This is a genomic window from uncultured Sphingomonas sp. (assembly GCF_964235535.1).
Classification (GTDB): Bacteria; Pseudomonadota; Alphaproteobacteria; order Sphingomonadales; family Sphingomonadaceae; genus Sphingomonas.
Window position 1 is genome coordinate 1 of record NZ_CAXSBH010000042.1, and the last position, 24,813, is coordinate 24,813.

Below are 24,813 nucleotides of genomic sequence, written 5' to 3' on the forward strand. Positions count from 1 at the left end.
GCGTAGCGTTCGGACTCGCCCGCGTCGATGTCGGCGGGGACCTGGCCCTTGTTCTTCCAGCCGTCGATGAGGCCCGCGAGGCTGCGCGCGGGAAAGCGTTTCTCGTCGATGTCGGCGGCGAGGATGAGCTGTTTGAGCAGGCGGAGCTGGTCGTCGGTGTCGAGGATGGTGAAGTTGGATTGGAGGCCGACGAGCTCGGCGTGGCGGCGGAGCATCTTCGCGCCGATCGCGTGGAAGGTGCCGAGCCAGGGCATGCCCTCGACGGCGTCCCCGACGAGGCGGCCGACGCGCTCGCGCATCTCGCGGGCGGCCTTGTTGGTGAAGGTGACGCTCAGGATCTCGGAGGGGTAGGCCTTGCGGGTGAAGAGGAGGTGGGCGAGGCGCGCGGTGAGCGCGGCGGTCTTGCCGGTGCCCGCGCCCGCGATGATGAGGACGGGGCCGTCGGTGGTAAGCACGGCCTCGCGCTGCTGAGGGTTCAGGCCGCGGAGATAGGGCGGGTCGACTGGCAGTTGGGCGGGCTGGTTCACGCGTGAACAGCTAGGGAACGGCGGCGGGGAGGGCAAGCGCGGGCGGCTTGCGCGGGCTTGGGGAATGTGAGAACAAAGCAGGAAACAACGGGAGAGTCGTGATGGCTACGGGACGGTGCCGGTGCGGGGCGATCAGCTATTCGGCGGAGGGTGAGCCGGCGCACCATGCGCTGTGCCACTGCGCCGATTGCCGGCGGAGCGCGGGTGCGCCGATGGTGGGGTGGATCGCTTTTCCCGCCGACAAGGTAACGGTATCGGGCGAGCCGGTGACGTACCGCTCGTCCAGAACGGCCGACCGGCAATTTTGTGGGACCTGCGGGACGGGGCTGTTCTATCGCAGCGAAACGGCACTGCCGGGGATCCTCGACATCCAGAGCGCGACGCTCGACGAGCCGGAGGCCTATCCGCCGGGCGCGCATATCCAGACGGCGGAGCGGCTGGCGTGGATGGCGGGGCTGGACACGCTGCCGAGCTTCGAGCGCTTTCCGGGACCGCCGGGCTGAGCCGGATAGGCGTTCCGGCCCGACTTGCTGTAACACATTCGTCATTAAACAGTCACCGTGGCGGGGCAGGGCGGGACCATCATGGCCACAACAGCTTTTACCGGCGCGGAGTCGGTCTCGCGCGCGCGCGGGCCGCGGCTCGACGACGGGTTCGGACTCGCGGGGCGGATCGGCTTCGCGGCGGCGCTCCTCGGCGGGCTCGCCTATGCGGCGTATGGGATCTGGTCGGATACTTCGTCGGTCGGCGAGACCGTGGCGGCGGGGACGTTGTTCTTCTTGGCGTTGGCGCTGCTGATCGCGCTCGGCTTCGAGTTCGTGAACGGGTTCCACGACACGGCCAACGCGGTCGCGACGGTGATCTATACGCGGTCGATGCCCGCGCCGCTCGCGGTAGTGTGGTCGGGGGTATGGAACTTTCTGGGGGTGATGTTCTCGTCGGGAGCGGTCGCCTATTCGATCATCTCGCTGCTGCCGGTCGATCTGATCCTGAATATCGGTTCAGGGGCGGGGTTCGCGATGATCTTCGCGCTGCTGATCGCGGCGATCGGGTGGAACCTGGCGACCTGGTATGTGGGACTGCCCAATTCGTCGAGCCATGCGCTGATCGGATCGATCCTGGGCGTTGGGCTGGCCAACCAACTGCTCGCAGGTGGGGCGTCGGGGACGGCGGGAGTCGATGTCGATCAAGCGCGCAAAGTGCTGACCGGGCTGCTGCTGGCGCCGGTGATCGGGTTCATAGGGGCGTATGTGCTGCTGAAGGTTCTGCAGCGGGTGGCGCGGAATCCGGCGCTGTTCCGGGAGCCCGACGGCGACGCGCCGCCGCCGCGCGGCATCCGCGCGCTGCTGATCGGGACGTGCACGGCCGTGTCCTTCGCGCATGGCGGGAATGACGGGCAGAAGGGGATGGGGCTGATCATGCTCATCCTGATCGGCTGCGCGCCGACCGCCTATGCGCTGAACCGGACGGGGTCGGCGAACGATACGCCCGCTTTCGTTCAGGCATCGAACGCGGCGGAGGGCGTGTTCGCCAGGCGCGCGAGCGGGGCGGTGCTGCCGGTCGAGGAGGCGCGCGCGGTGCTGACTGGCGCGCTCCGGGCGCGGGCGGTGAGCGATCCGCGCACCTTTGCGGCATTGGGCGCGGTGTCGGCGTCGGTGCGCGAGCAGGTGGGGACGTACGGGTCGATCGCGCAGGTGCCGGCGGGGGCGACGCAAGGCTTGCGGGGCGACATGTACCTGCTGACTGATACGGCCAAGCTGGTGGCCAAGGCGGAGGGCGCGAACGCGCTCGCAGAGCCGGAGATGAAGGCGGTTGACGATTATGTCGGTGACCTGCAGGGCGGCACCCGGTATATCCCGACCTGGGTGAAGGTGGCGGTCGCGCTGGCGCTAGGGCTGGGCACGATGGTCGGCTGGAAGCGGATCGTTGTCACGGTGGGTGAGAAGATCGGCAAGACTCACATGACCTACGGCATGGGCGCTTCGGCCGAGTTAATGGCGGCGTCGACGATCCTGCTGGCGGAGCGGTTCGGGCTGCCAGTGTCGACCACGCACATCCTGACGTCGGGGGTAGCGGGAGCCAGCGTGGCGAACGGCGCGGGGCTGCAAGGGCGGACCGTGCGCAACATGGCGCTGGCGTGGGTAGTGACACTACCCGCGACGATGGCGTTGTCGGGGGGGCTGTATTGGGTGTTCCTGCAAGCCGTGCGGGTGTTCGGCGGCTAGTCGGCTGCCCGCAGCAACGTCAGCTTCGCCTTGCCGTGGGTGCGTTCGGCGTCGGTCTGGAAGCCGTATACCGCGACGGTCTCCGCCTTGCCGGTCTCGATGCTGATCCAGGTGGCGGGGCCGGTCCAGCCGAGGCGCGACAGCTTGTCGAGCGCGACGACGCCCGCGCCGGTGCCGTAGGGCGGGTCCATCAGGATCACGTCAGGCGCGGCGCGCGCGGGGCCGAGCGCGAGGACAGAGGAGGCGCGGACGTCTCCGGTCGCACCCAGTTTCGCGAGGTTGGCGCGAAGGGCGTCGAGGGCGGGACCGTCCTGTTCGACAAACAGGCAGGACGCGGCACCGCGCGACAACGCTTCGATCCCGAGTGCGCCCGAGCCTGCGAAGAGATCAGCGACCGCCAGTTCCTCGAAGGAGCCGAGGCGGGCGGTGAGCATGGAGAACAGCGCCTCGCGCAGGCGGTCGGCGGTGGGGCGGGTCGCCTCGCCCTTGGGCGCGACGAGGGGGCGACCGCGCCACTTGCCGGCGATGACGCGCATCGTCAGCGCTTGCCCGGACCGCGCCCGCCGCCGGGGCGGGGGGAGGCGGGGGGCTTGCCGGGGGTGCGGGGGGGACGCGGCGTGCGTGCGGGCGCGTCGCGGCCTTTGTGCGACCGGGCCGGGTCCGACCGGCTTGGGGACGCGCGTGGCGGACGTCGATCGGTCGCGTCGGGCGTGCGGCGGCGGCCGTCGCCTTCGCTCGGCCGTGGCGGCCGGGTACGGTCGTTGGGTTTGGCCCGTGCGGTCAACGGCGGGGCGGCACGGTCGGGGCGAGACGCGTCGCGGTCGGATCGGCCGCGCCGTGGGGTTCCGGACTCGGTCGGCGTGGATCGTGGCGGGCGACCCGGGCGATCGTCGGTGCGGGCCGGTCGGGGCGGGCGGGCGTCGCCGGGGGCGGGCTGCGCGTCGGCCGCGTCGCGGCGCCGGTTCGGATGGGGTGGGCGGCGCGTATCGCGGGCGCGGTCCGTCTTTTCTGCGGTCGGTCTCGGCGGACGAGGCTGACGTTCCGGAGGGCGGTCCTGGGCGACGGCGGGCCGCGCCGCCTTGGCCGCCGGTTGCTCGGGCGGGGCCGACCGAGTGCGGCCGCCGGCCGTGCGCGCGTCGACGGTGATCGTGTCGGCGCGGTCGGCGGGTTTGCCCAGCGTCTTGCGAAAGGCGACGAGGTCATGCTGGCGGACCTCGCCGATCTCGCCGGGTTTAAGGTCGCCGAGCAGGAACGGGCCGTAGCGGGTGCGCAGCAGGCGGCTGACCTGGAGGCCGAGATGTTCGAGGACGCGGCGGACCTCGCGGTTCTTGCCCTCCGTCAGGATCAGTTCGATCCAGGTATTCGCGCCGGTGCGGCGTTCGAGGTTGGCGTCGATTGGGCCGTAGCGGATGCCGTCGATCTCGATGCCCTCGATCAGCTCCTCCAGCCGCTCCTGGCTGATCTCGCCGTAGGTGCGGGCGCGGTAGGCGCGCTCGACGCCGGTGGCGGGGAGTTCGAGCTGGCGTTTCAGGCCGCCGTCGGTGGTGAGGAGGAGCAGCCCCTCGGTCGCGAGGTCGAGGCGACCGACCGGGACGAGGCGGGGCAGGTCGGCGGGGAGGCGGTCGTAGATGATGGGGCGACCGGCGGGATCGTGCTCGGTGACGAGGAGGCCGGGGGGCTTGTGGTAGAGGAACAGCTGCGCGGGCGGGGGTGCCGCGACGGGCTGGCCGTCTACGGCGACACCGTGGAGCGAGCGGAGCAGGGTCGCGGGCGTGTCGAGCACCTTGCCGTCGAGCGCGATGCGGCCATCGACGATCATGCGCTCGATCTCGCGCCGCGACGCGATACCCGCGCGGGCCAGGAGCTTGGCGATGCGTTGTTCCGGTTTGGGTTCGTCGGCCATCTGGCGCGCGATACAGGCGATTGGGCTCACGCGCATTTTTATTTGCGTCCGATCGCCTCGGTCCACGTTATGGTCTGTCAGCGTAACGACCGTTGCGCGCAGGGGTGCCCGCGGCGATGTTGTTCGGGAGGAAGAAACGGCGGATCGAACGGCTGCTCGTCGTGGAGGACGAGCCGTTGGTGGCGTTCGATAACGAGCATGTCCTGACCGAGGCGGGTTACACGATCGTCGCGACCACGGACCGGGTGTCGGACGCGGTGGAGTGCATCGCGAGCGGCAAGTCGATCGACCTGGTGCTGGTCGACGTGAACCTGACCGACGGAACGGGGCTGGACGTGGCGCGCGCGGCGTTCGCGCGCGCGATCCCGGCGCTGTTCGTGACGGGGAACTGCCCGCCCGAGGCGCAGGCCTTCGCGGCGGGGTGCCTGGACAAGCCGTACCGCCAGCGGGACCTGCTGGCGGCGATCGAAGCGGTGGAGGCGACGGCGGACGGGCGTTCGCCCAAGCGGCTGCCGGCGGGGCTGCGGTTGTTCGAACGGGTTTGAGCCTAGCCCTCTCCCGCTTTGGCGGGAGAGGGAAAGACGTGCGTAGCACGGCGAGGGTGAGGGCCGGACCTTTCCGGGAGAGGTCCGCCCCTCACCCTGGCGCTTACGCGCCTGTCCCTCTCCCGCAAAAGCGGGAGAGGGTTTTGGTTGCCGGCTATCCTCTCCCGTTCTTTTGGCGCTAGGGTCCGTCGGGTTTGGGTGGGGAGTGGGCGTGGAGCGTAGCAAGTCGTGGATCGACGGCGTTCGGCCGTATCTCGAGCGCGAGCCGCTGGCTGCGTTCGCGTTGGGGGTGTCGTCGGGGTTTCCGTATGCGATGATCGGGGCGACGCTGACGACGCGTTTGGCGCAGGACGGGCTCGACAAGAAGACGATCACGGCGTTCACGCTGGGGTTCCTGGTGTATAACCTGAAGCCGCTATGGGCGTGGATGGTCGACGGGGTACGGTTGCCGGTGCTCGGGCGGCTGGGGCAACGCGTGTCGTGGCTGGTGTTCGCGGGCGTATTGGCGATCGTGGCGGTCGTGAACCTGGCGCTGGTCGATCCGGCGACGAACCTGTCCGCGACGATCACGGCGGCGATCCTGGTCGGGGTCGCGGGAGCGACATACGACATCGTCATCGATGCCTACCGGATCGAGACATTGAAGCCTTACCAGCTCGGCGTCGGGTCGGGCATGACGCAATATGGCTGGAGGATCGGGTCGGTGGCGGCAGCCTCGTTGGCGCTGGTGCTCGCCGCGCGGATCGGTTGGACAGGCGCGTATATAGCTTGCGCGGCTTTCGCATTGCCGGCGATGCTGACGGGGTTGGTGCTGGGCGAGCCCGAGCGGCACCGGCCGGCGACGGCGCGGCGCGGCGCGGGCGAGCTGTGGGCGTCGATCGTCGGGCCGTTCACCGAGTTCTTCCGGCGGCACGGCGCGGCGACCGTGCTGCTGTTCATCCTGATCCACAAGATCGGCGACACGCTGGGGCAGATCGTGCTGCGGCTGCTGCTCAACGACCTAGGCTTCACCAACGACGAGATCGCGATCTACGATGTCGGCATCGGGTTCTGGGCGTATCTGGTCGGCATCTTCATCGGCGGGGCGATCTATGCGCGGCTGGGGTTGAAGCGGTCGGTGCTGATCAGCCTGGTGCTGATGGCGGTGTCGAACGCGAGCTTCGCGGGGCTGGCGGCGGCGGGGCACAGCAACTGGGGGCTGGCGGCGGCGATCGGGTTCGAGAATATCGCCAGCGGCATCGGCGGGGTGACGGTGATCGCGTATTTCGCGGCGCTGTGCGACCTGCGCTTCACGGCGGCGCAATATGCGCTGATCTCGGCGGCGTCTAGCGTGGTCGGGCGCGTGCTGACGGCGGTGAGCGCGGGGGCGATCGTGGAGCGGTTCGGGTATGTGCAATTCTATCTGCTGACGACGGTCGTGGCATTGCCCGGGGTGGCGCTGTTCTGGTGGATGGCGCGTACGGGGCTGGTCGACAGCTCGATGGGGTCGGCGGGCGTGGACGGGCCGGGCGACGCGCGGGCGGGGGAGGCGGCGTAGCTCAGTCGGGGAGTTCGTCGTTGGCGGCGAGCACCGCGCCCGCGAGGTACAATGTGCCGACGATAAGTATGACGGGTGGCGGGCCTTTGCGCCTAGCGATGCCGGTCAGGGCGGCCGTCACGTTGAGCGCGGTCGTGGTGATGTGTGCGCCCAGTTCTCGGGCGATTTGAACCAGGTCGGCCGGGTCGTGGTGCGCATGATTAGGGACGGGAACGGCGGTGAGCGACGCCGCATCGGGAGCCAGGTGGCGGAGGACGCCGCGCGCGTCCTTGTTGGCGAGCAGGCCGATCACGAGGTGCAGCGGGCGACCCGCTGCCGCGCGCGCGATCACGGGGGCGATCGTGGCGGCGGCGTCCTCATTGTGGCCGCCATCGAGCCATAGCTCGGCTCCCGTGGGCAGGAGTGCGGTGAGTGGGCCGGGACGGAGGCGCTGCATACGGGCGGGCCATAGGATATTCGTGGCGGCGGCCTGAAGCGCGGCGTCGGGAACGGCGATACGGTCCTGGTGACGGAGCATGGCGACGGCGAGGGCCAGGTTGGCGTGCTGGTGCTCGCCGGGGAGCGCCGGGAGCGAGGTCGCGAGCGAGTAGCCTGGGCCGGTGTGGACGAGGCGGTCGCCGTCGGTCTCGAAGCGCCAGTCGCGTCCGGCCATCAGGACCGGAAGTTGGGCCGCGTCGGCGACGGCGGCGGCGATCTCGGGCGGATAGGCAAGGGTGACGAGCGGGCGGCCGGGCTTGGCGATGCCGGCCTTTTCGCGCGCGATCTGGACGGCGGTGTCGCCGAGGAACGACTGGTGGTCGATGCCGAGCGCGGCGATGCCGGTCGCGGCGGGGTCGGCGAGGACGTTGGTCGCGTCGAGCCTGCCGCCCAGGCCGACCTCGATCACGCAGGCGGCTGCGGGGGTGCGGGCGAAAGCGAGGAACGCGGCGGCGGTGGTGATTTCGAAGAAGCTGGCGTCCAGGCCGTCGGCTTGATCGAGGACGTCGGTAAGGAGCGCGGCCAGTGGGTCGTCTTCGATCAAGCGGCCGGCAAGCCGGATGCGCTCGTTGAAACGAACGAGGTGGGGACTGGTGTAGACATGGACGGCGTGGCCGGCCGCCTCGATCGCGGCGCGGAGGAAGGCGCAGGTCGAGCCCTTGCCGTTGGTGCCCGCGACGTGGAGCACGGGAGGGAGGTGGCGGTGCGGGTCGCCGAGGCGGCCGAGGAGCCGGGTGATGCGGCCCAGGCCGAGCACGTCCGCGCCGGGGGAGAGCAGGGTGAGACGATCGAGTTGCGCCTGGACGGCGGGGTCGGTGGAGCGGGCGTGGTCGGGCATGGCGCTAGGGAGCAGGTGTCAGGGAACAGGGCGCAGGGCGGCTTGCTCCATGCTCCCTGTTCCCCGCTCCCTCAAGCCGCCTTGGCTTGCGTGAGATAGCCGATGACCGTCGCCAGCCGCCCCTTCAGGTCGCGGCGGTGGACGACCATGTCGATCAGGCCGTGCTCGAGATAATATTCGCTGGTCTGGAAGTCGTCCGGGAGCTTTTCGCGGATCGTGTTCTCGATCACGCGGCGGCCGGTGAAGGCTAGCGTGGCCTTGGGCTCGGCGATCTGGACGTCGCCGAGCATGGCGTAGGCGGCCATGACGCCGCCCGAGGTCGGGTCGGTCAGCACGACGATGTAGGGCAGGCCGGCGTCGTGGAGCATTTGGATCGCGACGGTGGTGCGGGGCATCTGCATGAGCGACAGGATGCCCTCCTGCATGCGCGCGCCGCCGCTCGCGGTGAAGACGACGTAGGGGCAACGTTCGCGGATCGCGTTCTCGACGCCGCGCACGAAGGCTTCGCCGACCGCCAAGCCCATCGATCCGCCCATGAAGGCGAAATCCTGGATGCCGAGGATGACGGGGCGGCCGTGGATGCAGCCCTTCGCGTTGACGAGCGCGTCGACCTCGCTGTTCTCGGCGCGCGCGGCCCGGAGGCGGTCGGTGTAGCGTTTCGTGTCGCGGAAGCGGAGCGGGTCTTCGGCGACCTTCGGCGCGGGGATCTGGCGGGTCGAGCCCTCGTCGAGGAGCATGCGGAAGCGCTCGGGCGGGCCGATGCGTTCGTGGTGGTCGCAGCGCGGGCAGACATGGTCGTTTTCGGCCAGTTCCTTGGTGAACACCATCTGCCCGCAGCCCCTGCATTTGTGCCAGAGCGTGTCGGTGGTCTCGCGCTTGGCGACGAAGGGCAGCGCGTTGCGGACGGAGTTGAGCCAGCTCATGCGGGGACCTTCGCGGAGGCGATCGCGGCCTTGAGCGACCGGAGATAGGCGGCGACGGGACCGGCGGCGGCCGCGCCGTGCTGCGCCACGAGATCGACGATCGCCGAGCCGACGACGACGCCGTCCGCGACGCGGGCGACGGCCGCGGCCTGTTCGGGGGTGCGGATGCCGAAGCCGACCGCGACGGGGAGGTCGGTCGCGGCTTTCAGGCGGGCGACGGCGCTCTCGATCGAGCCTTGCGCGGCCTGCTGCAAGCCGGTGATGCCGGCGACCGAGACGTAGTAGAGGAAACCGCCCGCGCCCGCGAGCACGGCGGGCAAGCGCGCGGCGTCGGTGGTCGGGGTGGCGAGGCGGACGGGGGCTAGCCCACGGGCGCGGAGGGCGGGGCCGAGCTGGTCGTCCTCCTCGGGCGGTACGTCGACGCAGATCACGCCGTCGACACCTGCATCTGCGGCTTGGGTCGCGAACCAGTCGGGGCCGCGGCGGAGCATCGGGTTGGCGTAGCCCATCAGCACGAGCGGCACGTCCGGGTGCCGCTCGCGAAAGCCGCGCGCGAGGTCGAGGATGTGCGCGGTCGTGGTGCCCGCGGCGAGGCTGCGGAGGTTCGCGGCCTGGATGACGGGGCCGTCCGCCATCGGATCGGTGAAGGGCATGCCGAGCTCGACCACGTCCGCCCCGCCCGCGACCAGCGCGTCGAGAATGGCGGGGGTGGCGGCAGGGGTAGGGTCGCCGGCGGTGACGAAGGCGACGAGCGCGGGATGCTCGCGCGCGAAGGCGGCGGAGAGGCGGGTCAAATCGCGACCTTTAATGCCTCGGCCACGGTGAAGATGTCCTTGTCGCCGCGGCCGCACAGGTTCGCGAGGATCACCTGATCGCGGCGCATTCCGCGGGCACGCTTGGTGACGGCGGCGATGGCGTGGGCGGGCTCGAGCGCGGGGATGATGCCTTCGGTGCGGCAGAGGAGCTGGAAGGCGTCGAGCGCTTCCTGGTCGGTGGCGGACACGTATTCGACGCGGCCGATGTCCTTGAGCCAGGCATGTTCGGGGCCGATGCCGGGATAGTCGAGGCCGGCGGAGATCGAATGCGCCTCGTCGATCTGGCCGTCCTCGTCCTGGAGGAGGTAGGTGCGGTTGCCGTGGAGGACACCGGGGGAGCCGCCCGCCAGACTCGCGGCGTGCTGGGCGTGGAGGCCGTGGCCCGCAGCCTCGACGCCGAGCATCGCCACCTCCGGGTCGTCGAGGAACGGGTGGAACAGGCCGATCGCGTTCGACCCGCCGCCGATCGCGGCGACGAGCAGGTCGGGGAGCTTGCCCGTGCGCCGGAGCATCTGTTCGCGGGCCTCGCGGCCGATCACCGATTGGAAGTCGCGGACGAGCTCGGGGTACGGATGCGGGCCGGCGGCGGTGCCGATCAGGTAGAAGGTGTCGTGGACGTTGGCGACCCAATCCCTGAGCGCCTCGTTCATCGCGTCCTTGAGCGTGCGCGCGCCCGAGGTCACGGGGCGGACCTCGGCGCCGAGGAGCTTCATGCGGAACACGTTGGGCTGTTGCCGCTCGATGTCGCGCGCGCCCATGAAGATCGTGCAGGGCAGGCCGAAGCGCGCGCAGACGGTGGCGGTCGCGACGCCGTGCTGGCCCGCGCCCGTTTCCGCGATGATGCGGGTCTTGCCCATCCGCCTGGCGAGCAGGATCTGGCCGACGCAATTGTTGATCTTGTGCGCGCCGGTGTGGTTCAGCTCGTCGCGCTTGAACCAGACCTGCGCCCCCATGCCCTCCGGGGCGCTTTCGCGGAGCAGGTCGGTCAGGCGTTCGGCATGATAGAGCGGGCTGGGGCGGCCGACATAATGTTCGAGCAGGTCGTTTAACTCGGCGGCGAAGGCGGGATCGGACTTTGCGGCGCGGTATTCGCGGTCGAGATCAAGGACGAGCGGCATCAGCGTCTCGGCGACATAGCGCCCGCCGTATTCGCCGAAATGGCCGCGATCATCGGGCTGGGCGCGGAAGGTATTAGGGGCGTTCATGGAGCGCGTTTAGCAGGGTAGGGCAGGCTCTCAACCCCACTCCGTTCGCCCTGAGCTTGTCGAAGGGTCGTTCTTCGTTCGAGCAGTGGCAAGAGGGACGACGCTTCGACAAGTTCAGCGCGAACGGATTAGGGCGTGGGAAGTGCTTTTAAAAATGCGGCGATCTTGTCCGAGTCCTTGATCCCCGGCGCGCTTTCCACGCCGGACGAGACGTCGACGAGCGGTGCGCCCGTGCGGCGGATCGCGTCGGCGACGTTGGCGGGGTCGAGCCCGCCCGACAGCGCCCAGGGGAGCGGGTGGCGGAAGCCGTCCAGCAGCGCCCAGTCGAAGCGCACGCCCATGCCGCCGGGCAAGGTGGAACCCGGCGGGGTCTTGGCATCGTATAGCAGACGGTCGGAGGCTTGGGCGTAGGCTCGTGACGCGTCGAGATCGGCGCGGGTGCGGATGGGGATCGCGGCCCAGACCTCCAGCCGGGCGCGGTCGCGGATGGCGGCGACTCGGTCGGGCGTGGTGTCGTGAAGCTGGACCGCGTCCAGGCGACCGGCGGTGACCGCGTGATCAAGAAGCTCGTCGGTGGGATCGACGAAAATCCCGACCCGGGCGACGTGCGGCGGCGTGCGCGCGGCGAGGCCCGCGGCCTGTTCGAAACCGACATGGCGCGGGGATGCCGGGAAGAAGTTGAGACCGACATGGCTTGCCCCGCCCGCGACGGCGGCGTCGAGTGTGGCGGGCGTGGACAACCCGCAGATCTTGGCGGTGGTGGGCAAGGGTGAACTACAGCGTTCCGGCGATCGCGCGCGCGGCGGCGTCCGGGTCGTCCGCCTGCGTGATCGGGCGGCCGATGACCAGAACCGACGCGCCCGCGTCCGCCGCCTGACGCGGCGTCACCACGCGTTTCTGATCGCCCACGGCTCCGTCCGCCAGGCGGACGCCGGGGACGACGAAGAAGCCGCCCGGCCAGCGCGCCTTGGCGGCGGCGACTTCGGTGCCGGCGCAGACGATGCCGTCGACGCCCGCCTCGCGCGCTAGGTCGGCCAGGCGGGCGACGTGGTCGTGGGGCGAGCCGGTGACGCCCGTGTCGACGAGGTCGCTGGCGTCCAGGCTGGTGAGCATCGTCACTGCCACCACCTTGGTGCCGGTCGGGGCGGCGGCCTTGGCGTCCTCCAGCATGGCGCGGCCGCCGCCGGCGTGGACGGTCAGGATCGACGGCGCGAGGCCACCGAGCGCCTGCACCGCCTTGGCGACGGTGTTGGGGATGTCGTGGAGCTTCAGATCGAGGAAGATCGGCAGGCCGAGTTCGGCGACCTTGTGGACGCCGGCGTGACCGTTGGCGCAGAAGAATTCGAGGCCGAGCTTTACCCCGCCGACATGGTCGCGGACGCGGGCAGCGATGCGGAGAGCGTCGTCGAGCTTGGGCGTATCGAGCGCGACGAAAATGCGATTGCTCACGCGACCGCGTCCCTGGGTTCCTGAACGGGCGGGGCGTCGGCGATCGGCGAGGAAACGGGGGTGACGGCGGCCGGGACCGAGCGGGCGGGCGCATAGGCGAGGCGCTCGGCCTGGGTCAGGCGCTGGCGCAATCGCCAGCCGACGGTCTGGCCCCAGAGAAGGGCGGGGACGAGTCCGGCCAGGAAGACGAGCAGCAGGAGGAAGGGCAGGTTCACGTCGGCGACGATATTGCTCCACAACCGTATGGGGATACTGAACCAGTTGCCGTAGGTGAACAGCGCCGCGACGAAGGCGAGCAGGCACCAGAACAGCGTTTTCAGGAACTGCATGTCGCAGGGTTAGCGCGGGCGGGACGGAATGTCACCTTGGCGCCACGACCGCGCCTAGCCGATCTCGCGGCGGAGCGTCTCGAACAGCGCCGGGATGACGGTCAGCCGGGGCTCCTCCTCGTCCAGGATGGCGAGGAAGGCGGCGCGCTTGATCGCCGACACGCGGCCGGGTTCGAGGTGGAGGCCGTCGGGCAGCGCGGACACGGTGATGTCGATCATCCGCTCCGCGCCGTGCAGGCGACCCCAGAGATAATCGTTCTCGCGGTATGCGCGCGAGAAGAATGCGCCGAAATTGTTGAACTGGATGCCCTTGAGCGTCGCCGCCGCGCCGCCCTCGCGGATCCCGCGCGCGTCGTCGGGGGCGATGCGGTCGACCTTGATCGGATCGAACTCGTCGAGACCCTCGCCTTGAAGGAGCGGCAGGGTGGCGGTGTCGAAATAGGGGAAGCCGAGATAGGCGAGGAGCAGTTGGCGGCGCGGCTCGCGCGCCAGGGCGGCGAGCGCTTCGGCGAGGCGGGTATCGGTCTCGGCGTCGAGGCGGGTCAGGTCGAAGGAGGCGGCGAGCGCGTCCAGCAACGGGCCGGTATCGTCGCCGACGCGGCCGATCCTCTCACGAAGATCGCCGTGCGCCGACGGTCGCTGGCTGTCGAGATAGCCGGCTAGGGACGCGTAGATGGCCCGGCGCATACCCACCAGTTCGGACGCGTCGTCGCCCGCCTCGATCTCGGCCGCCCGACGAGCGAGCAGGCGCAGTCGGCGTATGCGGAAGCCCAGATCGTAGGTGCGCAGGAAGTCGATCGCGGGTGCGCCGGCCGGATCGCTCGTGACGCCGCCCTCCGCGGCCCAGGTAGCGATCGCGGTTCGAACCGCGACGCGACGCTCGGGCCGGAGATCGCCCGAGACCTGGGCGAGGAGCGACGCGAGTTGATCGATGAGGGCGACAATCTTGAGCTGGCCGTATGCGGCGTGGGCGTAGCCGGCAGCGGCCATGCTTTCCTCCTGCGCGCGCCTGCGCCAGGCGACCAGGCGCGGCGGCGTCGGCCGGTCGAGGAAGAAGGTGCGGCCGAACAGCCGCGCGACCTCCTCCTCGACGCGGGGGCGGAGCGTGTCGACGACGCCGCGCAGGCGTTCGATCCGCGTCGATCGCTCGGCGATCGCCTCCAGATTGTCTCGGATCGGCTGGGCGCGGGGGAGGTCGCTGATCGCGCCGAGGATCGTCTTGAAAAAGCCCGGCGGACCCTCACCCCGCGCGACGCGAAGGTCGATGCCGGGGGAAGGATCGATGAACACGAAGCGGCGGTCGACCTCGCGCCGGGCGGGCCGGTCCTTGAGCGCGGCCACCGCCGGGCCGAAGGGGGCGTTGGCGAGCACCGAACCGTCGATGAGCACCACCTGATCGAGCGAGTCCGCCGCTGTCTGGCGCGGGAGGACACGACGCAGGAAGGCGAGGCGTCCGGGCCACTCCGCGTCGCGCTCCGCCAGCACGTCGTCGAGTTCTGCGACGGTGAAGGGCGGGAACGCGCCGGGAAAGCTGGAGGTCGCACGCGCTGCGAAGGCGAGTTCGGCCGGGTCGGCGAAGGTATCGCGCCCGCTTTCACGATCGGTGAAGTCGAGCACGAGGCGGTGTTCGGTCTCCACCACCTCGGGCGGGGAGTTGAGGCGGAGGCGCTCGGGATGGCCGGTGAAGTCGGTGACGGTCACGAACAGGTCGAGCGGTTGGCCGTCCGGGAGCAGCCTGGGGCCGGTCGGGCCCGCCCGCATCGCGGCGAGCGCGTCGAGGATTAGTCCGGTGAGGGTCGCGCCACCGAAGGGCGGCTCGAACCACCGCGAGCGGACGAAGCGGGAGATCTTGGCGCGGACCTCGGTCTGGGTGGCGGCGTCGGCGGGGTCCGCGCCGTCGAGCCCGCGTCGGCCCGCCGCCCAGGCGAACGGGATCGCCCAGACGCGCGAGAAGCGGCCGTTCGGCGCGGCGGAGGGATCGAGCAGCGCCTCCACGTCCATCGAGCCGAGCCACAGGTCGGTGAGCGGATCGAGCGACTGGCCGGTCGCGATCGCCTGCGCCAGGAAGACGCCGTTGACACCGCCCGCGCTCGCGCCCGCGACGATGTCGGCGAGGACGCGCAGACGGGTGCCGGCGGTCGCCTCGATCTCGGCGAGCAGGTCCTGGTACACGCCCCCGACGCCCTCGGCGCGGGGCGCTCGTTCGGCATGCGCGCGGCTGGCGGCGGCCAGATGCCAGACCTCCTTGGTGATGCCGTGCATGTAGACGGCGAGGCTGACGCCGCCGTAGCAGACGAGCGCGAGGCGGAGTTCCTTCTCGCGCATCAGACGCCGAGTGGCGGGGGGTCCGCGTCGCGCTCCACGACGGCCCAGATCGGCAGGTGATCGCTGGCCTTGCGCGCGGCAGCGCTGGCGTGGACGCCGCAATCGGCGACGCGCAGGCCCCCGGACACCATGATGCGGTCGAGGCGGCCGACCGGGCGGCGGGCGTGGAAGCTGGGGCCGGTCTGCGCGAAGGCGAAGCGGCGGCCGAAATCGCGCAGACATCCCGACGCGGCGCTCCAATCGTTGAGGTCGCCCATCATGACGGTGAGCGGCCGGTCGGGCGCGGCGTCGAGATGGGCGAGGATCGTGTGCGCCTGCTTACGCCGCCACAGGCCGGACAGGTCGAGATGCATGCCGACCACCCGGACGGTCTGGTCGGCGATCCGAACGTCGGCCACGACCGCCCCGCGCGGCTCAAGCGCGGGGAGGTGGATCGCGCCGCAGCCGACGATCTCGGCCGACTTGCGCACGAGGATCGCGTTGCCGTGCCAGCCCATCGAGCGTTCGCGCATGTTGAAGCGGATCGCTTTCCAGTCACTGTGTTCGGCGAGCAGGTGCGGGCTGATGACCATCTCGCGCGCGCCGAAGCGGCGATCGGCCTCCTGCAGTGCGATCACGTCCGCGTCGATCTCGCGCAGGACGTGGAGGATGCGGTCGGGATCGCGGCGGCGATCGGTCCCGATGCCTTTGCGCATGTTGTAGCTGGCGAGCTTGATCATTCCGGGTGCGAACGCGGGGACGTCTTTGCTGGTTGCAGAGGGGGGTGCCGGTTGCAGGAATCGAACCCGCGACATCCAGTTTACAAAACTGGCGCTCTACCAACTGAGCTAAACCGGCCTTCCGGGGCTAAATGCGTCAGGGAACGCCGAAGGTCCAGCCTTCGGCGCGGGCGAGCTCGGGGGTAAGCGCTGCGGGCGACCAGAGTTCCGGGCGGTGGGCGGCGATGCGGAGCCAGGCAGTCGTGACGATCGCGTCGGTCGAATGATCGTCGTGGCGGGCGAGGCCGGGATGCTGGTCGGAGCCGAGCGCCTCGAGCGCGGTATTCAGGCCAACGTGATCGCGGATCTTGCTCAGGCCTTTGCGGACGCCTGCAGCACGGGCGGCGATGCTGGTGTAGATTTCGACGATCACCGGGCCGGTCGCCGGCACCGGGTCGAAGGGCCAGACGGGGATGCGGCCGTCGAGGCGGTGGAGGACGCGCATGCCGGTCAGGCTCGATTTGCCGACCTGCGCCGCACCGACGAGGTTGAGGCAGCTCGACGGGGACAGGCCCATGCGCGCCTGTTCGATCTCGCACACGCGCAAGCGACCTCGGCCGCCGGCAAAGGCCGCGCCGGTCCCGGTATGGTGGCGGAAGTGCCGGTGGGCGTGTTCGTGGCGGAGGAAACCGTTTACGCCCAAATGCTCGTCCTCGGTCGAGGCCTCGTCGACGAAGCGCCAGAGCGGCTTTGCGTCCGAGGGCGAGTCCGGCCAGCCGGGGAAGTAGCTCCCCTGGTCGAGGAACGGGAGGCCGGGCGAGAGGTCGACGCCGATCAGCAGGTCGGTCCCGGCATCCGCGTGCGCTTCCAGCCAGTCGGCGATCCGGCCGCGCGACCAGCCGCCCTCGGGGCGGAGCAGCGCAGGGGCGGAGCGTCCAGTCGTCGCCTCGGCGAGCGCCAGCCCTTTCGGCTGTGCGACCGCCTCGCCCGACCAATCGATGACGGCGAAGCTGGTGAACCGCCTCACTTCGATGGTCTTTGGGCGTTAATCACATCGGCGGCGAAGCGGGCGATGTCGAAGCGGGCGGGACCAGGATCCTCGCCGCGGCGGACGATCACGAGGCGTTCGGAGGGGATGACCATGACATACTGGCCGCGGTTGCCCTGCGCGGCGTAGCTGCCGGCGGGGAGCCCCTGCGCGGGGCCGAACAGCCAAAGCGTGCGGCCGTAACCGGGGCCGGTCGCAGGCTGGGGACCGAGCGGCTCGACCGAGTCGGCCATCCAGCCGGCGGGGAGGAGGCGCTCGCCCCGCCACACGCCGTCCTGGAGCATGAACTGGCCGAACCGGGCGAGGTCGCGGGCGGTTGACCAGACCTGGGAGGAGAGGATGTAATTGCCCTGCCAGTCGGTCTCGGCGACGGTGTGCGTCATACCGAGCCTGGCGAAGAGCTCGCGGGTGGGGAAGTCGCGGTAGCGCTCCTCGCCGAGCTTGGCGCGCAAACCTCGGACGGCGAGCAGGATGTCGTTGTTGGCATAGCGGAAGCGGGTGCCGGGCTTGGCGATGAACGGCCAGCGGGTGGCCTCCTCGGTTACGGAGGTGCCGCCGAAATAGATCGCGTCCGTGCGATTTCCGGCGGTGTCGCTGTGTAAGCCGCTCGTCATGCGGAGGAGTTGGTCGGTGGTGATCATCGCGCGAGGATCGCCCGGCGTCGCCCATTCCGGGATCGCCGCCGGCCGGGCCACGTCGATCGCGCCTTGCGCTTGAGCGATGCCGATAATTGCGCCCGTTAAACTCTTGGCGACCGACCATGTGCGGTTGGAGGTGAACGGGCCGAAGCCGTCGCGGTAGCGTTCGGCGACGACCTTACCCTCGCGGAGTACGACGACGCCGACCGTTTCCGAGTTCGGTCCGTAAGTGGTGCGGTCGAAAGCGCGCCCGACGGCGGCGGCAAGCGTAGGCGACGGGCGCGGGGCGACCCCGCTATCGCCCGCTGGCCAGGGTCGGATGTCCGGGTTGAAGAGCGCGGTGAATTTAGGCGGGACCATCCGATAGCCGATATTCACTAGCTCCGGCTTGGCCCCAATCGGCTGTATGGCGCACCCTGTTTCCCAATACCAACTGGCTGCGCGCGGCGGCAGCGCGGGGTCGAACGGCACCGTGACCATTCCCGTGAACCCCTCATCGCGAACCGTCGCGGGAAGCCGGGGCATGATCGCGTCGTATTCGGGGTAGATGCCGCGCAGCTCCAGCGCCTCGGCTTGCGCCCGTGTGCGACGGGCGTTGAAGACGCTCGAGCAGAGCGTGAGCGCCTTGTACCCCGCCGCGATTGCGCGTTGGTAGGGGGTGGGTTCAGCGGGGGCTTGCGCCGCGGCGGGGGCGATCTGCGCTGCCGCCGGAACCGCGAGGCAGAGCGCAAGCGCTACACCCACCCGTTCGCCCTGAGCTTGTCGAAGGGTCGTCCTTCTTGCGACCGCGAGGAAGGGACGATGCTTCGACAAGCTCAGCACGAACGGAAATAACCTAACCTCACTTCGCATTCCGCCGCTCCTCCCACCAAGCCATCCGCTCCGCGATCCGCTTTTCCGCGCCTCGGTCGGTGGGGGTGTAAAAGGTCCGGGGCTCCATGTCGTCGGGCCAGTAATGCGCGCCGGAGAAGCCGTCCGCCTTGTCGTGGTCGTACTGGTAGCCTTCGCCGTAGCCGGCGTCGCGCATGAGTTTGGTGGGCGCGCTGAGGATCGAAAGCGGGGGCTGGAGCGAGCCGGTCTCGCGGGCGGTGGTCCAGGCGGCTTTCTGGGCGGCGTAGACGGCGTTCGACTTGGGGGCGGTGGCCAGGTAGAGGCAGGCCTGCGCGATGGCGAGCTCGCCTTCGGGGGAGCCGAGGAAGTCGTAGGCGTCCTTGGCGGCGAGGCATTGGACCAGCGCCTGCGGGTCGGCGAGGCCCACGTCCTCAACGGCGGCTCGGACAAGGCGGCGCAGGAGAAAGAGCGGCTGCTCGCCGGCAGTGAGCATCCGGGCGAGATAGTAGAGCGCGGCCTGCGGGTCGGAGCCGCGGATCGATTTGTGGAGCGCGGAGATGAGGCCGTAATGGCCCTCGCGGTCCTTGTCGTAGGTGGCAACGCGGCGTTGGAGGAAGCTGCCCAGCCCGGCGGGGTCGAGGGGTTCGGGCAAATCGACCGAATTGAGCGTCTCGACCTGGTTCAGGAGGAAGCGGCCGTCGCCGTCGGCGCTGGCAAGGAGGGCGTCGCGGGCCTCCGGCGTGACGGGCAGGGGGCGGGCGACCTCCGCCTCGGCGCGGTCGAGGAGCTTGCCGAGCGCGGCGTGGTCGAGGCGGTGAAGGATGAGGACCTGGGCACGGCTGAGGAGAGCGGCGTTGAGTTCGAAGCTGGGGTTCTCGGTCGTCGCGCCGACCAGGGTGACAGTGCCGTCCTCGACGACGGGGAGGAAGCCGTCCTGCTGGGCGCGGTTGAAGCGGTGTATCTCGTCCACGAATAGGAGCGTGCGGCGGCCAGCGCGGGCGGCGTCGCGGGCCTCGGCGAAGGCCTTCTTCAGGTCGGCTACCCCTGAGAAGACGGCGGAGATGGACAGGAAGCGTAAGCCCACCGCGTCGGCGAGGAGGCGGGCGATCGTGGTCTTGCCGGTGCCGGGCGGACCCCAGAGGACGATCGAGGACAGGCGGCCGGCGGCGACCATGCGGCCGATCGCGCCTTCGGGGCCGGTCAGATGCTCCTGGCCGACGACCTCGGCCAGAGTGCGGGGGCGGAGGCGGTCGGCGAGTGGCGCGTCGGGAACGGGCAGGGCCGACTGTTCGAGGTCGGCGAAGAGGTCGGCCATGCGGGCACGATAGGCGAGATCGGGCGGAACCAGAAGAACCAGACCTATGCGGCGGGTAGGGGCTCTTGACGCGGATACTTCAAGATATATCTTGAGTGCTTCCAGATAGAGGAGTGATGATCATGTGGTATGGAATGCAGGGGCGGGGATGCGGGCCGCGCGGTGGCGGGCAGTGGTCGCGGGGGCCGTTCAGCTTCGCCTGGGATGCGGGCGAGAAGCCGGAAGGCGGGCGCGGGCGGCCGATGTTCCGGCGCGAGGAGCTGCGGCTGATCGTGCTGAAGCTGATCGCCGACGAGCCGCGGCACGGATACGACCTGATCCGCGAGATCGAGGCGCTGACCAAGGGTGCCTACGCGCCGAGCCCGGGGGTGGTGTACCCACTGCTGACACTGCTGGACGAAATGGACCTGACCGCCGAGCAGGTGTCGGAGGGTGCGAAGAAGCGGTACGCGATCACCGATGCAGGCCGCCGCGAACTGGCGGAGAACGCCGAATTGGTCGCGGCGCTGATGGCGCGGCTGGCGGAAATGGGCGTGGAGCGGAGCCGGGGCGAGGGGACGCCGATCCGCCGCGCGATGCAGAATCTGCGGGTCGCGCTCCAGCACCGGGTCCAGCGCGGCGAGCTGTCCGACGACACGCTGCACGATATCGCGGCGCTGATCGACGAGGTGGCGCAGCGGATCGAGCGGCTGCGCTAGACGCGAGCTTGGGCGCGGGCGGCCAGCGTTTCGAGATAGGCGGCGAGCACCGCGTCGCCCACCGTGTCCCACCGCTGGCGCGCGGCGCGGGCGCGGGCGGCCTGGCCCATCGCGCGGGCAAGCGCCGGGTCCGCGCCGATGCGGGCGATGGCGTCGGCGTACGCGCCCGTGTCGGTCGGGGGCACGAGCACGCCCGTCACGCCGTCCTCCACCAAATCGACCGTGCCGGTCGCGCGCGCGGCGACGACGGGCACGCCCGCCGCCATCGCCTCGGCGGTGACGTTGCCGAATGTCTCGGTGACGCTGGGATTGAACAGCACGTCCATCGACGCGACCGCGCGGCCGAGATCGTCGCCCTGCTGGAAGCCCGCGAATACTGCGCCGGGCACCTTGGCGGCGAACCATTCACGCGCGGGGCCCTCGCCGACCACGATCACGCGGTGCGGAACGCCGCGGCGTGTCAGCTCGGTCGCGACGTCGGCGAAGACGCCCAGACCCTTCTCTTTGACTAGGCGGCCGAGGAACCCGACCGCGAGCTCGCCGTCGGCGACGCCCAGCGAGCGCCGCCATTCGGGGCAGCGGCGGCCGGGGTCGAAGCGGGCGTGGTCGATGCCGCGCGACCAGATGGAGGTGGGGGTGCGCACCCCCCATCCCGCCAGCACATCGGCCATCGATTGGCCGGGCACGAGCACCCGGTCGACGCGGCCGTAGAAGCGGGTGAGCAGATACTCGACCACCGGCTCGAGCGCGGTGAGGCCGTAATAGCGGGGATAGGTCTCGAACCGGGTGTGGAGCGAGGCGACGCTGGCGACCCCGTTCCGCCTGGCCCAGGTCACGGCGCGGTGGCCGAGCCATTCGGGCGCGGCCACATGGACGAGGTTCGGGCGAAAGGCGACGAGGTCGCGCCGGGTCGCGCCCGGCAGCCCGCGCGCGACCTTGTATTCGCCGCGGCCGAACGGGAACGGGACGGCGGGCACGCTCACCAGATCGCCGGTGGGCGGGAATGCAGGCCTGGCCACGGTCGGCGAATAGACGCGCGCGGTCACGCCGCGCGACAACAGATGGCCAACGAGCAGGTTCAGCGCCTGGTTCGCGCCGTCGCGGACGTAATTGTAATTGCCGCTGAAAAGCGCGACGCGAAGGTCGGATGGCTGCATCCGCGCGGGCGATAGCGGACGGGGACGGGAGCGGCAAATGGGTGGGGACGCGGGCGCGGAAGCTCGGACGCGTCGGTAAATACAAGTATGTCGGAGAAGACGGAGCGCGGCCCCGAGATGCAGTAAGAGCCCGATCGGCTCGCGGCGATGCCCGACGAAGAGATCGATCTGAGCGACGTTTTCGAGATGACCGACGAAATGTGGCTGAACGCCCGCCGCCCCGGGCTATACCGGCCGGTCAAGACGCCCATCACGCTCCGGCTCGACGCCGATGTCCTAGCGTGGTGCAAGGCGGGGCGCGGGACGGCGGGTATCAGACCGAGATCAACCGCATGCTGCGGCGGTATGTGGCGGAAGCGCAGGGGTGACGTGGCGCTCAGGTTGTGCGGGAAAGGTGTGATCCGCCGTATCGCAAGAGAGTGTGGATCGTATGTTCAGTCGCCCTCGACCATGCCAGCATAGCCGCATATCGCTTTTTCGCATCGCGTTCGCATCGCTGCTCGCCATCGGCTCGACCGTAAGTGCCAAACAGGCAACCACGCCCGATCGATCTCACGCCATCGCCGAAGAAGCGGTCGCGGAGGCCATCAAGCTTCCGCCTGGTTACAAACGCGATATCGTGCTGCGGGCGGTGTCGCGGAACCTGCGCTGGTTCGGCCAGCCCGTGGCCGGGATGAAGGCCGCGCGGGCGATGACCGATCTGGGCGTAACCGAGGTGCCGCTAGGCGCGCAGCCGCGACCACCGCGGTTCGTACCGCTGCGGGAGGTTTTTCCGAGCGGCAATTGCGACGCGGGAGTTTGGCGCAAGGAGGATGGCGGAGAGGCCAAGTCGCCCAAGGCCCGCGAGGATTGGGCGGAAGAGTGTCTGCTCACGCGCGATTTCCATTATATCGGGAGGCCGGAGGTCGCGCTGGTCAAGACCGTCGCGACGGGCCTGCGCATGGGCGAGATCAAGGCGAGGGTACTCGCGATGCTCGTCCGCAGCTACGGCCAAGCGGACAGCCTGCGCTTCGTCGCGGGCGAGATGGAAAGGGATGGGGACGCGCTGCCCGCCAAGTCGCGCGCGGCGCTGGCGGCCATGCTGGCCGAACCGGAGAGCCTGTATCGGTTGGGTCGTAAGGACGAGGCGCTTGTTGCCGCGCGGGTGACCACGAGGTTCCAGGCCAAGGCCGGACTGATCGAGCTTTTGCTGCGCGAGAACGATCCGGGCGGCGCGATGATCGTCTTCGAGACGCTTGCGACCACGCCGCCCGAGTTCGCCGAGGATTGCGACGGCTGGTTCAGTCCCCTCGGCGGCTTGCGCCTCAGCTATTTGGGATATCCCATGCAGCCTTCGACAGGTCTCGGCGGGCTTCTCGATCTATTGCCCGGTTCGGCGTTCTTCCGGAAGGTCTGCCCCAACGGATTGGAGGCGGAGACCGCTGTCGGGTTTCTGCTCGCGGCGGGGCGGCTCGATGCGGCGATCGTGCGGGCGCGGGGTGTCGAAAACCAGCCGTTTCTGCTCGTCAGCGCGGCATTGAGTGCGGGCGAAGCGCGGTTGATCACGGGCGAGCGCGACGCGGCGCGCGCGAATGCCATTGAGGCGGGAGCGGCATTGCCGGAGTTCGATCCCGGCGACTCCGTTTCGCCCGTCGTATCCGATGGCATGTCCGTCATGACCAGCACTAACGTAGTTGGGGGACCGTCGCGTAATTACGGTGAACTCTCGGGAAATACGCACAGGCGTTTCGAGGTGGTCCGGTTGCTCGCCGCCACGGGCGCGGTGGCTGAAGCAATCGCGCTGGCCCGTGAGCAGCCAGCCGGCGCCTTGCGCGCGGTGGCGCTGTCGGCGGCCTCCGCAGGGCTGGCAGGGCTGCGCTTCGGCGATCAGGTGCCTATCCTGAGCGGGATCGAACGGAGCGACCTGTGAACTCCTCGTCGATTTTTTGGAGCTTATCGTCAGGAAAAAGGGACGTCTGCCGATCTGGTAGCTGATAGATGTTTTACCTTCCATCTCTGATCAGGTCGGCAAGAAGAGCGTCAAGCCTAGCGAGGTCGGATTAGGGCGGTTCCAGGCGAGGTCCGGCCCTCACCCTGGCGCTCCGCGCCTGTCCCTCTCCCGCGAAAGCGGGAGAGGGTGGAAACCAAGATCGTGCCGTATCGGGACGTTTTGCAAACAACGTAAGTAAAGGTTTGATCCTCGTTAACCAGCTTGCGTCTTTTTCAAGTTCTCGGACGTAACCCACTTACCACCGGTCGGCTTGGCGCGTGGTGAAAAGGGAGTTTTTGATGAAGAACCCGATCCGTATCATCGCGTTGGCGGGCGTCGTGGCGTTCGCTGCGCCGGCGGCGGCCGAGCGCGTCATCATCAACGTGGGCGCCGACCTGTCCGCGTCACCCTTCACCTTCTCCGTCATGGGGGGTTCGTTTACGCTCGGGGCGACGGGCGATCCGTTCAACGTTCTGACCGTGCAGACCGGTGCTCCGGGCGAAGTGTCGTCTTTCTTCGGTGAGCCCTCGAGTTCGTTCGTCGATCGGGGACCGGTGATCTACGGACCGGACTTCGGAATGTTCGCAGCCTATCCGACCTCGACCGTCGTGCGCTTCACGAACGGCGACAATTTTCTCGGGTTTCGGACCACGGTGAGCGGGCTGAACTATTACGGGTATGCTTATACGACGAACGCCAGGCTCAACAGCTACGGCTTCGAGACGGTTGCGGGGCGCGAAGTGACCGCGACGGTCGAGCAGGCGGTGGCCGCAGTGCCCGAGCCGGGCACGTGGGCGCTGATGGTGCTGGGCTTCGGCGCGGTCGGGTATGCGATGCGCAGGCGGCGGGCGCGTGTCGTTCTTCCCTCTCCCGCTTTCGCGGGAGAGGGTGGCCGAGCGTAGCGAGGTCGGGTGAGGGCCCTTCCGGGCACGGTCCGGCCCTCACCCTGGCGCTAACGCGCCTGTCCCTCTCCTGCCAAAGCGGGAGAGGGTTAGTTCGTTCCCTTCCCGTTCGCCTGCTTCTATATCGGCGGCATGGCTCGCCCGCATAAAAGGTTCGTCTGCCAGGCCTGCGGGTCGGTGTCCTCGCGGTGGCAGGGGCAATGCGCCGACTGCGCGGAGTGGAACACGATCGTCGAGGAAGCGCCGTCGGCCGCGGCGACGCCGTTCCAGGCCAAGCATAATCTTCAGGGCGGGGGGCGGGCGATCGAGATGATCGGGCTCGACTCGGACGTGAAGCTGCCCGACCGGATCACGACGGGCATCGCCGAGCTCGACCGGGCGATGGGCGGGGGCTTCGTGGAGGGGTCGGCGACGCTGTTCGCGGGCGATCCGGGGATCGGCAAGTCGACGCTGCTGCTC

24 protein-coding genes and 1 tRNA gene are annotated in these 24,813 nt (G+C 69.6%); 8 read left to right on the forward strand and 17 right to left on the reverse strand.

Features of this window, described 5'->3' with window-relative positions:
• On the reverse strand, positions 1-527 hold a 527-nt coding region (locus ACFE7F_RS11890), incomplete at its 3' end, for a UvrD-helicase domain-containing protein (protein ID WP_375404064.1).
• 101 nt (positions 528-628) lie between these two features.
• On the opposite strand from ACFE7F_RS11890, the gene ACFE7F_RS11895 reads away from it, so the two are divergent.
• Both ACFE7F_RS11895 and ACFE7F_RS11900 read left to right on the forward strand, forming a co-directional pair.
• Positions 629-1,030: a GFA family protein gene (locus ACFE7F_RS11895; RefSeq protein WP_375404065.1), complete on the forward strand. Its 402-nt coding sequence runs from the start codon at positions 629-631 to the stop codon at positions 1,028-1,030.
• An 81-nt stretch (positions 1,031-1,111) separates the two neighbouring features.
• A complete protein-coding gene (locus ACFE7F_RS11900) occupies positions 1,112-2,752 on the forward strand; it encodes an inorganic phosphate transporter (RefSeq protein WP_375404066.1) in 1,641 nt (546 codons plus the stop codon).
• Here the strand turns inward: ACFE7F_RS11900 and rsmD are convergent.
• A complete protein-coding gene (rsmD, locus tag ACFE7F_RS11905) occupies positions 2,749-3,288 on the reverse strand; it encodes a 16S rRNA (guanine(966)-N(2))-methyltransferase RsmD (protein WP_375404067.1) in 540 nt (179 codons plus the stop codon). The genes ACFE7F_RS11900 and rsmD overlap by 4 nt on opposite strands.
• A gap of 2 nt (positions 3,289-3,290) precedes the next feature.
• Positions 3,291-4,655 carry a pseudouridine synthase gene (locus ACFE7F_RS11910; RefSeq protein WP_375404068.1) on the reverse strand — a complete coding sequence of 455 codons (1,365 nt, stop codon included), beginning with the start codon at positions 4,653-4,655 and terminating at the stop codon, positions 3,291-3,293.
• Between the two features lie 116 nt (positions 4,656-4,771).
• On the opposite strand from ACFE7F_RS11910, the gene ACFE7F_RS11915 reads away from it, so the two are divergent.
• Positions 4,772-5,200: a response regulator gene (locus tag ACFE7F_RS11915; RefSeq protein WP_375404069.1), complete on the forward strand. Its 429-nt coding sequence runs from the start codon at positions 4,772-4,774 to the stop codon at positions 5,198-5,200.
• 211 nt (positions 5,201-5,411) lie between these two features.
• Positions 5,412-6,737, forward strand: a complete 1,326-nt coding sequence (locus tag ACFE7F_RS11920; protein ID WP_375404070.1) for an MFS transporter — start codon at positions 5,412-5,414, stop codon at positions 6,735-6,737.
• A 1-nt stretch (position 6,738) separates the two neighbouring features.
• Here ACFE7F_RS11920 and ACFE7F_RS11925 read toward each other — a convergent pair whose 3' ends face one another.
• From ACFE7F_RS11925 to ACFE7F_RS11985, 13 genes are all read right to left on the reverse strand, one after another.
• Positions 6,739-8,052 carry a bifunctional folylpolyglutamate synthase/dihydrofolate synthase gene (locus ACFE7F_RS11925; protein WP_375404071.1) on the reverse strand — a complete coding sequence of 438 codons (1,314 nt, stop codon included), beginning with the start codon at positions 8,050-8,052 and terminating at the stop codon, positions 6,739-6,741.
• Between the two features lie 71 nt (positions 8,053-8,123).
• Complete coding sequence (accD, locus tag ACFE7F_RS11930) at positions 8,124-8,975, reverse strand: acetyl-CoA carboxylase, carboxyltransferase subunit beta (protein ID WP_375404072.1); 852 nt, start codon at positions 8,973-8,975, stop codon at positions 8,124-8,126.
• A complete protein-coding gene (trpA, locus tag ACFE7F_RS11935; RefSeq protein ID WP_375404073.1) occupies positions 8,972-9,769 on the reverse strand; it encodes a tryptophan synthase subunit alpha in 798 nt (265 codons plus the stop codon). Before trpA ends, accD begins: the two co-directional genes overlap by 4 nt.
• Positions 9,766-10,995 (reverse strand): tryptophan synthase subunit beta, encoded by a 1,230-nt coding sequence (gene trpB / locus ACFE7F_RS11940; protein WP_375404074.1) that lies wholly within the window; start codon positions 10,993-10,995, stop codon positions 9,766-9,768. The genes trpA and trpB overlap by 4 nt, the downstream gene beginning before the upstream one ends.
• Positions 10,996-11,123: 128 nt before the next feature.
• Positions 11,124-11,762 (reverse strand): phosphoribosylanthranilate isomerase, encoded by a 639-nt coding sequence (locus ACFE7F_RS11945; protein ID WP_375404075.1) that lies wholly within the window; start codon positions 11,760-11,762, stop codon positions 11,124-11,126.
• A gap of 7 nt (positions 11,763-11,769) precedes the next feature.
• Positions 11,770-12,444 (reverse strand): orotidine-5'-phosphate decarboxylase, encoded by a 675-nt coding sequence (gene pyrF / locus ACFE7F_RS11950; RefSeq protein ID WP_375404076.1) that lies wholly within the window; start codon positions 12,442-12,444, stop codon positions 11,770-11,772.
• The gene (locus tag ACFE7F_RS11955) at positions 12,441-12,773 is read right to left on the reverse strand and encodes a hypothetical protein (RefSeq protein ID WP_375404077.1); all 333 of its coding nucleotides are present in this window, start codon (positions 12,771-12,773) and stop codon (positions 12,441-12,443) included. Before ACFE7F_RS11955 ends, pyrF begins: the two co-directional genes overlap by 4 nt.
• 54 nt (positions 12,774-12,827) lie before the next feature.
• The gene (locus ACFE7F_RS11960; RefSeq protein ID WP_375404078.1) at positions 12,828-15,098 is read right to left on the reverse strand and encodes a patatin-like protein; all 2,271 of its coding nucleotides are present in this window, start codon (positions 15,096-15,098) and stop codon (positions 12,828-12,830) included.
• The gene (locus ACFE7F_RS11965) at positions 15,098-15,817 is read right to left on the reverse strand and encodes an endonuclease/exonuclease/phosphatase family protein (protein ID WP_375404079.1); all 720 of its coding nucleotides are present in this window, start codon (positions 15,815-15,817) and stop codon (positions 15,098-15,100) included. Before ACFE7F_RS11965 ends, ACFE7F_RS11960 begins: the two co-directional genes overlap by 1 nt.
• Positions 15,818-15,862: 45 nt before the next feature.
• A tRNA-Thr gene (locus ACFE7F_RS11970) sits at positions 15,863-15,935 on the reverse strand.
• Between the two features lie 18 nt (positions 15,936-15,953).
• A complete protein-coding gene (locus ACFE7F_RS11975) occupies positions 15,954-16,823 on the reverse strand; it encodes a hypothetical protein (protein WP_375404080.1) in 870 nt (289 codons plus the stop codon).
• Positions 16,820-18,226 (reverse strand): serine hydrolase domain-containing protein, encoded by a 1,407-nt coding sequence (locus ACFE7F_RS11980; RefSeq protein ID WP_375404081.1) that lies wholly within the window; start codon positions 18,224-18,226, stop codon positions 16,820-16,822. Before ACFE7F_RS11980 ends, ACFE7F_RS11975 begins: the two co-directional genes overlap by 4 nt.
• Before the next feature lie 97 nt (positions 18,227-18,323).
• Positions 18,324-19,628, reverse strand: coding sequence for a replication-associated recombination protein A (locus ACFE7F_RS11985; RefSeq protein WP_375404082.1), 1,305 nt, complete (start codon positions 19,626-19,628; stop codon positions 18,324-18,326).
• A gap of 122 nt (positions 19,629-19,750) precedes the next feature.
• Between ACFE7F_RS11985 and ACFE7F_RS11990 the strand changes: the two genes are divergently transcribed.
• A complete protein-coding gene (locus ACFE7F_RS11990; RefSeq protein ID WP_375404083.1) occupies positions 19,751-20,326 on the forward strand; it encodes a PadR family transcriptional regulator in 576 nt (191 codons plus the stop codon).
• Here ACFE7F_RS11990 and ACFE7F_RS11995 read toward each other — a convergent pair.
• Positions 20,323-21,483 (reverse strand): glycosyltransferase family 4 protein, encoded by a 1,161-nt coding sequence (locus ACFE7F_RS11995; protein WP_375404084.1) that lies wholly within the window; start codon positions 21,481-21,483, stop codon positions 20,323-20,325. The genes ACFE7F_RS11990 and ACFE7F_RS11995 overlap by 4 nt on opposite strands.
• Before the next feature lie 430 nt (positions 21,484-21,913).
• On the opposite strand from ACFE7F_RS11995, the gene ACFE7F_RS12000 reads away from it, so the two are divergent.
• The 3 genes from ACFE7F_RS12000 to ACFE7F_RS12010 all read left to right on the forward strand — a co-directional run.
• Positions 21,914-23,392: a hypothetical protein gene (locus ACFE7F_RS12000; RefSeq protein WP_375404085.1), complete on the forward strand. Its 1,479-nt coding sequence runs from the start codon at positions 21,914-21,916 to the stop codon at positions 23,390-23,392.
• 359 nt (positions 23,393-23,751) lie between these two features.
• Positions 23,752-24,354 (forward strand): PEPxxWA-CTERM sorting domain-containing protein, encoded by a 603-nt coding sequence (locus tag ACFE7F_RS12005; RefSeq protein ID WP_375404086.1) that lies wholly within the window; start codon positions 23,752-23,754, stop codon positions 24,352-24,354.
• A gap of 132 nt (positions 24,355-24,486) precedes the next feature.
• Positions 24,487-24,813, forward strand: a 327-nt coding sequence (locus ACFE7F_RS12010) for an ATPase domain-containing protein (RefSeq protein ID WP_375404087.1), incomplete at its 3' end; no start/stop codon positions are given.